General features: G+C 21.9%; 1 protein-coding gene. It reads right to left on the bottom strand.

Features of this window, described 5'->3' with window-relative positions; all coding sequences use genetic code 4:
* Positions 1-649 precede the first annotated feature (649 nt).
* The gene (locus BST80_RS05230) at positions 650-1,123 is read right to left on the bottom strand and encodes a hypothetical protein (protein WP_415746278.1); all 474 of its coding nucleotides are present in this window, start codon (positions 1,121-1,123) and stop codon (positions 650-652) included.
* Between the last annotated feature and the right edge of the window lie 301 nt (positions 1,124-1,424).

Below are 1,424 nucleotides of genomic sequence, written 5' to 3'. Positions count from 1 at the left end.
CAAAAAGAAATTAATAAAGTTATAAAAATTATTAATGAGAAACCACGACCGAGTTTAGGTTGATTATCCTCCAAAGAAGTATTTTTACAAAATATTTAGTAATTAAATTATTAATTTTAAATATTTAACAAAAATCATTTTTCATGGTGCTGAAATAACTACATAATTTAAAAAAATTATTTTTTTTTGAAAAACTTGTTGCAATTTTTAATAAAAAATATATTATTGACTTAATAAGGGCAAATTGTCTTATTTGCATCTTTACTTTACACTTTATTTCGTGAAATTGGTCATATTATTCACTTTTATTCTCTTTCTAGGAATATTAATCCTATTGAACATCTAAAAGAATTTTTAGTAAAAAAAATTAATAATTCCCACAATTTGGATAGAGAAAAAATTTCAATTATTTCATCTTAGCAAATATTCTTTTAAAAGTTCTTTTGAATTTTTTGCCGAAGGATTTTCATACTGATTTTTAACAAATGATACATTAAAAACCAAAGCATGAGAATTTTGACATGAGTTTTTAACTTTTTATTTGCCAAGTTTAAGATAATTTTATTTTTATTTAAAACTAAATTAAGTGACTTAACAATTTTATTTTAAATTAAAAAAATACTGATAAACATCAGTGCAAGTTATTTAATTAACGTGAAACTTGATCTAATAATTTTTGTCATTTTTGTGACTCTTTTTCTCATGATTCTTTTGATAAAATCATTTTTCGCTCACACATTGCTTTTTTAACACGTGAAATATTTGTCAAACGAGCTTGTTTTTTAGCACGTTCTTCATATAAAGCATTATTTTTAGCAATTTCTTCTTTCCGTTTTTGTTCTAATAAAGCAATTTTTTCTTGTTCAATCTTATCAACATCTTTAAGTTTTGATGCTGCTTTAAGTTCTTTTTCCTTTGCTAATTTAATTTTTTCTTCTCATTTTTTTGCTGCAATAGCACATGCTTCATTATTTTTTTTAATTCATTCTTCATGCATTAGTTTTTCTTTTGCTGCTTTTATATCAGTTTTAGTAGTTAACTCTTTTCCTTCCTCAATAATTTGATTTATTAAATCAACTACTGGTAATTCTTCTTGCATAACAATTTTCTTTTTTATTGCCATAAATAAACTCCTCATCTTTTTATGTTTCGTTTCCTATATAAGAATATTTATTGATATTTCTACATAGACTATTGTTATTATATCAAAAAAAATAAAAAATTTAAAATATTCCTTTTGTGTATTCTATATATTTTGATTCAAAGGTAAAAAATGGTAAAAAAGGAGTAATATCATGCTAACATTTNANAATANAAAATTAGNNNTNNNNTAGTTNNANNNTTTATNCATTAGACTTCTTGCATAACCTAGTTATTTTAAAATTCNTATAAAATATATTTAAAATAGAAATTATAGGAATCTA

This window comes from Spiroplasma sp. Moj (genome assembly GCF_016082285.1).
GTDB classification, from domain to species: domain Bacteria; phylum Bacillota_I; class Bacilli_A; order Mycoplasmatales; family Mycoplasmataceae; genus Spiroplasma; species Spiroplasma phoeniceum.
Note: the sequence above shows the minus strand (reverse complement) of the source record. Positions and strands in the feature narration are given on the sequence as shown.